The organism is Rhodopirellula sp. JB055 (assembly GCF_043100905.1).
GTDB lineage: Bacteria > Planctomycetota > Planctomycetia > Pirellulales > Pirellulaceae > Rhodopirellula.
In genome coordinates, this window is the sequence record NZ_JBICHO010000248.1 from 1 (window position 1) to 7,013 (window position 7,013).

General features: G+C 55.6%; 5 protein-coding genes. All 5 read right to left on the minus strand.

All coding sequences use genetic code 11. The annotated features are described in order from the left end of the window. Positions 1-153 precede the first annotated feature (153 nt). On the minus strand, positions 154-3,543 hold the full coding sequence (locus ACF8AM_RS10225) for a PQQ-binding-like beta-propeller repeat protein (protein WP_392555546.1): 3,390 nt from the start codon (positions 3,541-3,543) through the stop codon (positions 154-156). Between the two features lie 112 nt (positions 3,544-3,655). Next, positions 3,656-4,396, minus strand: coding sequence for an ExbD/TolR family protein (locus ACF8AM_RS10230; RefSeq protein WP_392555547.1), 741 nt, complete (start codon positions 4,394-4,396; stop codon positions 3,656-3,658). Positions 4,397-4,514: 118 nt separating this feature from the next. Beyond that, the gene (locus ACF8AM_RS10235) at positions 4,515-5,003 is read right to left on the minus strand and encodes an ExbD/TolR family protein (RefSeq protein ID WP_392555548.1); all 489 of its coding nucleotides are present in this window, start codon (positions 5,001-5,003) and stop codon (positions 4,515-4,517) included. Continuing rightward, on the minus strand, positions 5,003-5,707 hold the full coding sequence (locus ACF8AM_RS10240) for a MotA/TolQ/ExbB proton channel family protein (RefSeq protein ID WP_392555545.1): 705 nt from the start codon (positions 5,705-5,707) through the stop codon (positions 5,003-5,005). The genes ACF8AM_RS10235 and ACF8AM_RS10240 overlap by 1 nt, the downstream gene beginning before the upstream one ends. Positions 5,708-5,931: 224 nt before the next feature. Continuing rightward, positions 5,932-6,930, minus strand: coding sequence for a hypothetical protein (locus tag ACF8AM_RS10245; protein ID WP_392555549.1), 999 nt, complete (start codon positions 6,928-6,930; stop codon positions 5,932-5,934). Positions 6,931-7,013 lie beyond the last annotated feature (83 nt).

Genomic DNA, 7,013 nt, shown 5'->3' on the forward strand with positions numbered 1-7,013 from the left:
GTCGGCGTAGTTCAGCAGTTGGGCCTGCGCACTGGAGGCCCCCACGACGAAGAGCACCAAGCACAGAACACTGTTCGAAACGATGCGTTGAACACAGCGAAATCGTCGGAAATGCAACACGTTGGAATTCATGAAGGACTGAGATGGCATGGATCAGGCGTCACCGGGAATGTTCGTGATGTAAACGACACCTTCGGTACCCGGGACCAGCAGTTTGTCGCCCACCGGCAAAGGACTCGCCGACAAAGGTTGGCCAAGTTTCGTCGTGCCAACCACGTTGCCCGAAGCGGGATCGATCGCGGTCAACCAGCCATCTTTTCCGGTCAATACCCAGCGACCTCCGATCGAGACGACTTGGTCAACCAACAATCCGGCTTCTGGCATGGGCGTTTGAAAGAGGGGTTCACCGGAGTCACTGAAACCTCGCAACGTTTGGTCATCCGTGATCAACAAAGCGATCTCGCCAGCGGTATCTGACTTCGCTGAAACGGGTCCCCAAACCACGCGTCCATCCAAGACTTTCTTGAACGTTTGCTCGAGTCCGGTTTGGTCGTGCCCCACCAGGTAATCCGAGGCCGGGCCGCTGACGCTACCGAGCAAACTCGACTCCACGCCGGCAACCTTGCCGAGGAAAGGTGCCTCCAAATCAATGCTGGACAATTCCCGAATTTGGTCACCGACTCGCAACCGATATAGCTTCTTGCGACTGTCTGCGATCAAGACTTGATCGGGGTCCGCGGCACTGTTGACGGGATTGGTCCACTCGACCGTTGCGGTGGGATCGCTGGCCGGTTGGAACGGAGCGCCTTTGACGCGTCCGGTTTGCCAATCCATCAACACGGCACGCCCCGTGTCGAGCGGCAAGAACAATCCGCCGCCGCTGAAGGTTGCCACGCCGGTTGGCTTCGGCCCCGTCAATTGGAACGTGACCTTGCGAAGCTTCTCACTTCGACGAGTCGGGTCGTAGATCAACGCTTCGCCCTTTTGGGCTTGATTCAACAAGATGCGACGAACGTCGTCCACTGCGATTGGGTTTTGGAAACTCATGGAGATCCCCTTCGCACCGGGATTCTCGATCGGGCCTTGCGTCGAGCCCGTCGCCAGTGAGTCCGACGTCAACTGGAACAGCGCCCCTTGGCTGGTCACGGCATGAAAACCACTTTCGGGCGCGGGAGTGATCATCGCGATCGGTGTCCCCACATCGGTTTGCCACAACATGTTCCCTGTCTTGGGCTCCGCCGCCGTCACACGAATGGCGGAGGTCCCCTTCAAAACACGAGCGTGCACGAGCACATCTTCGAGCGCCAACGGTTGGCCGATGAAGGTGTCACCTTCACTTTTGCCCCAATCGTAAACCACACGCCCCGTGTTGATCTGCAACTCGTAACGACCGATTCGCGTGCCCGTGATCCACATTTGGCTGCGTCCGACTGCCATCCGAGTCAGCGTGGGTTTGTCATACGCGGCGACCTGCTGTGCGATCAACGAGACCTGTTCCTTTTCCGAGGTGGGCTCGATGTCATACACCGCCACTTGGCCGCGGTCGGTCAACACAATCAAGCGACGATTCTGAACGATTGGCGGAACCACCACATTGCCGTCCAATCGGAATGGACTCTGAGCAATTCTGATATTCTCGCCGTTTTCATCGACTTTCAAAACGTGAACTTGAGCGTAGTCGCTGCCCGCGTTTTCGATCACAAACACGTGGCCGAGCAACGACACTGGAGCGACCGCGATCGTCCCTTCATCGTGTTCGAGATACAAACTCTCGATGCATTTGCCGTCACGCGCGTTGAGCACGTACAGGTTGCTGTGACTGCCGGGGATGTAAATCCGATTCAGGGTGTCATCGAGTCCGGCCGGCGTCGACAATTCTTGAGACAAATCCGTCGACCATTTGACATCACCTGAATCCGAATCCATCGAGACCAATGTCCCAGAGTTCGTTGTCACCAAAATGGAATCACGCCCTGCAACGGGTTCCACAAACGGTTCGCCGATCTTCGCACGCCACTCGACTTCGCCGTCTTCTCCACGGCAGCGGCGAATTTCGTCGTTGGCCATGTCGGACAACAAAACCGCCGTCCCATCATCCAGACGCAACGGTGTGTAGTCTTCGCCTTGCCCGGTGTAATCACGCCACAACAATCGCCCATCGTCGACAGCGAAAGCCAGAACCGATCCGCCCGCACGAAGGAAGAAGACCTCGTCTTCAATTCCAGGAATCGAATTGCCTTGACGCGTGGTCAACACGATCGACCGCAGAGCACCATCCTCGACAGGATCCGTACTGATCTGAGGCGTTTTTGCCGATGGTTTGACCAAGGTTTGCTGAATGTCGCTGGCCTCTTCGATCAAAGTCACCAGACGAGGGTCCTTGGCAAGCTCTGGGAAATCACGCAGCAAGTCGTCACGTTCGTCGTAAGCTTTCTTGGTGTTCTTTTCTGCGAGCGCCGCTTGCATGGCCGCTTCGGTTGCATCCAACCGAACATTGCGATCAATTTCGCGTTTGACGCGGTTGCGAGCTTCCGTCAACTGCAACAAACGACCTGACAACGTCGTTTTCATGGTCGACAACATGTAGTTCGGGTTGTCGATCAAGGTTTGCTGCTCATCGAGTCGCTCGAGCAGACGCCGTTTCTCTTCGGTTTCTTTTGCTGCCTCGGCTTCTCTTGCAATGTTCTCTGCAACATCGACGAGGAAGCCGGCAAGGTTGCCACGTTCATCGTTCATTGCCTCTTCATCGATGATTGTCGGCAGCTTTTCCTTTGCCATTTCCAACCCGGCAACCGGATCGGTCATTTGCTCGGCACGAAACAATTCGCACATCGTGATTCGTGTTCGAGCCAACGAGGAGTACTGGCTGTTTTCACCAAACTGATCCAGGTAAGCGATGTAGGCGTCTTGCGCGGGTTGATAACTTTGGCTGTCGTATTGCTTGTTGGCCAAGGCAATGAACTCGTCCGCGTTGCCCTTGGAAAGCACAAACCAGAGCACACCACCGGCGATGATCAAGAATCCAATGATCCCCAGGTAGCCATAGATCTTGAACGAGTCCCAAGTCGATTTGGTCTCCGGCTTCTTCACTCGAGCAGACGGTCGACTGCGTGATGGGGCAGACCCCATCGAATCACTCATCGAATCCGCTTCGGCAACCACTTCGACCGGCTCCGCCACAACAGCTTCGACTTCGATGGGATTGTCGCCAAACGGGTCGTCGTCTTCGATGACGGCTTCAGGAACATCATCGTCATCGATCAGTTGTGCCGTCAGATCTTCTTCGCCTTCGATCACCTCCGCAGCTTCGGAATCATACGATTCGCTGCGCAATTCCCCGATCAGCTTGGTCGCTTGGAATCGTGTCAGTTGGCCGTTGTCGACCAACAATTTGGCCACCGCTTCAGGAGTCACGCGTGAGCCACCTTGAGACATTTGTTCTCGCAACGCCTCAATGATCTCTTGGTCCAAGAGACCCCGCCGTTCCAGTTGGTCAATCAGTTCGTTTGCAAGCATGTTGATGATTGTGAATCCGCCGACGATCGAGCCGGTGGGTTCTGTTGGTGGATAGAAAAGACAAGAGGCAAAGGATCACAAACGCCGACATGAAGTAGTCGCCAGCGTGCGATGGTGGGGACGAGCGTCAAGAAAAGCGTCAATCAAAACCGTCGACTTCGGTCACCTGCAACGCAGCGAAGCCCGCGATGGTTCCAGCGTCCATGCCATCGACCAGGAACTGCAGCTTCGCATTTTCGTGAGCCTTGATGTTCAACTGCATGCCATCGCGATTGTCGCCCACCGCCTCTTTCAGGGCGGTGATCAAGTTCTGCTTGCCAGGCGTTTCTCTTTCCCATTCAGGGGCAAGAACGAGGAAGCCGCCGTTCTCGTCAATTTCCAGCTCGACCGGATCCTTCTCATCCGTTTCTTCTGGATCGTTGTTCGTGCTGGGCAATTCGGATTGCTGGCGAGGCATTTGGATCGACTTCTGCAACGAAAAGCTGGCCGTGACCATGAAGAAGATCAGCAGCAAGAAAGTCACGTCGACCATCGGTGTCATATCGAGTTCGCCGTCGTCACGCTTTTTGCGTGGCGGCAGGGCATCGTCATCATCGTCGTCCAGGTTGAATGCGGCGGGTTCCACGCCTTCGGACACGGCCGCGAGTTCCTCACGCATCGCGGCGTGGGCAGGACTGCCGCCCCCAACCTCTTCGGCTTCGGCACTCGTGACAGCTTCGGCGATGGGTTCCATTTCGACAGCCGCGACCGCTACCGGTTCAGCTTTTACAGGTTCCACCTCCACCGGTTCTGGCTCCGTCGCAACCGGAGCCTCCGGAATCGTGATGGGTGAGTCACAACCTGGGCACCGAATTTTTCGTCCGCCCAAGCGTTCGTTCACGAGACGTGACTCACCGCAGGAAGGGCACTCAAATTGGATTGACATGTTTGTCACTCAAAACGGATGCGGGATAGGAACGAATGAAAAAGGTACCTGACACCATTTTCTGACTCGTTGCTTACTGTTCTTTGACGGCGATGTAAGTGAATTCCAAATCTTGAAACGCATCACCAACGATCTTCTGAACTCTGGTGACCTCGGACACCTTCACCTCCGCGTCCCCGAGCAACATCACTTGGTTCTTGTTTGTTCCGATGGACTTTTCCAATTCACCAGTGAGATATTCAACGATCTCGCTGGTCGCGGTCTCTTCGTCTTTGCTGAATTCGCTGCCGTCATAGCGGCGCAGAATCGCGGGTGAATCACCGCCAGCGGGCTCGATAAAGATGACGGCGGAATCCTTCGCGGAGATCGCCAACCCGTTGGTCGCCTCAGGAATTTTGCCGGTTTGGGTTGGGTCCATTTTGGACGCAACCACAAAGAAGATCAGCAGCAAGAACGTGATGTCGATCATCGGCGTGATGTCCATCTCCTCCTCAGGACGTTTCTTCCGAGGCAGGGCTGGTTCGTCGTCGTCATCATCGTCGTCAATGAATCCCTGACTCATCATCGAACTCCAGCAGCGACTTCGGCGTTAGCGGAGGCACCGTTCTTGGTTGCCGCGCCTTGAGATTTGGCCAAACCAACTTTGAACGCTTCGAAGAATCGCTGCAGACCGGATCCCAGCAGATCTTCCATTTTCGCGATCCGAATCATCACGGTGGCGACCAACAACATCAGCGGAATTGCGATCGCCAAACCGCTGGCCGTCGTCACCAGAGCGACTTGGATGTCACCGGCGAGAGCGGACGGCTCAACTTGCTCGGCGGTGGCCAGCGTCTTAAACGCCCCCATCATCCCGAACACCGTCCCGAACAGCCCGATCATGGGGGCACTCTTGATGACCGTGCTGACCCAACTGAGTCGGTATTCCAGGTCGCTCATCACATCGCGCTGAAAACGGTCCATCATGATTTGCTTGGCACGTTTGAAGCCTTCGTCGCGATTGACGACGGCCATGTCGATCATTTGCGGGATCGCCCGAACGTCGCCTTCGCAGTATTCGCGAACCCCTTCGTAATCGCCCGCCCGCAGCATTTGCTCGACGTCGTCCATGAACGCGTCTTGTTGTTCTTCTGTTTTGAATCGTTTTTGGCCAACGCGGGTCCACACGATCACGATCTGATACAGCCCCCAAAGAGCAACAGCGGCCAGAGCCGCGTACGTCGAGTTGGAAATGATTTCGTACAGCGAAGTTTCAGCGAGCAACAACGTTTTGTCCTATGTACTTTCTGAGTGAGACGATTGTTTGGTGGGATTCGGTTGGGCGTCTCGCTGAGGAGACAAGTTTGTCGGGTGCCGGCCTGGGTCTTTTCGCCGTGTTTTTCAGTCGCGGGAAACCCTCACGACCAGGCGAGAGCGAGGCATGATAACGATGAGCGAGGACGATGGAGGCCGCCGCATTCCATTGTGGTTACCCGATTTGAAATTTCACGTCATTTGCCTTTGCGATAGCGTTGTTCGACCACTTCGAATTGGTACCCACTTCCGCTGGCGGTGCTTTGGAAGACCGTTTTGGCAATGGAAACAACGCTCGGATGCCCCTTTTCCTTGGCATACGCCAATTCGATGTGAGCCAGTTCGTTTTCGAGCTGTTCCGGAATGAATTTCAGCATCTGCCGCCCATTGACGTTGATTCCGGCCTGAGTCAGCAACGTTCGGTCGAATTGCATCAGCGGGCTGGGCGTGGTCCACATGAAGTAGAGCCGCTTTTCCGATTCGCTGTCATTGACGTGCCGCGATTTCGGCTTGCTAGCCAAATTGCTGGCGTAGTCGACCCCTTGGACCGATCCGCCGATCGCACCGAGTTCGATTTTGTAGTAGTCCAATTGGCTGGCGTAAGGCTTCAGTCCTTTGGCGGAAAAGTTCAATTGCCATCGTTCGAATCGAGGGACGATGTCTTCGCCTTCCCCCTCGGGACCTGGTGGACGGCTGTCCCCTTTGCCCGTTCCTGACGTGCTGGCGGTGGCGCTGGTGTTCATCGTGTCCAGGGCACCGGCAACGCTGCTGACCGCGTCGGTCACCGCTTCGATGGTGTCTTGCAGGGTGGGTTCCATCAGCTCCTCGACTTCTTCCGCCCCTGGCGGCTCAAAGTCACGCTCGAAACCTTCGGCATTGTCGGCACGACCGGCCGCATTTTCTTCGATTGGCGGAAAGGACTTCACTCTTTCTGGCATTCGCATCGTCAGCCAGACGATGAACAACATCACGACAAAAGCGCCGATGAACAGAATCAGGGACATGAACAGCGAAGTCACGATGTCGAATTTGCTGGTCCGCAAACGCTCCCGTTCTTCCAATCGCTGCTTCTGAATCTCGGTCATTCCCCCCGTATCGGCGGAACCCGACCCTTGCGACGCATTTTCGTCGTATTCGGAAGCCGTTTTTTCGTCGATCTGCGGTTCGTCGATCACATTCTGATCGGGAGAAGCCATATTCAGTCCTTGAGCAAGGAACGACCAAATCGTTGGCCAGGAAAAGTGTTTTGAAGAGGCCGATTGACGACGACACCCATCAT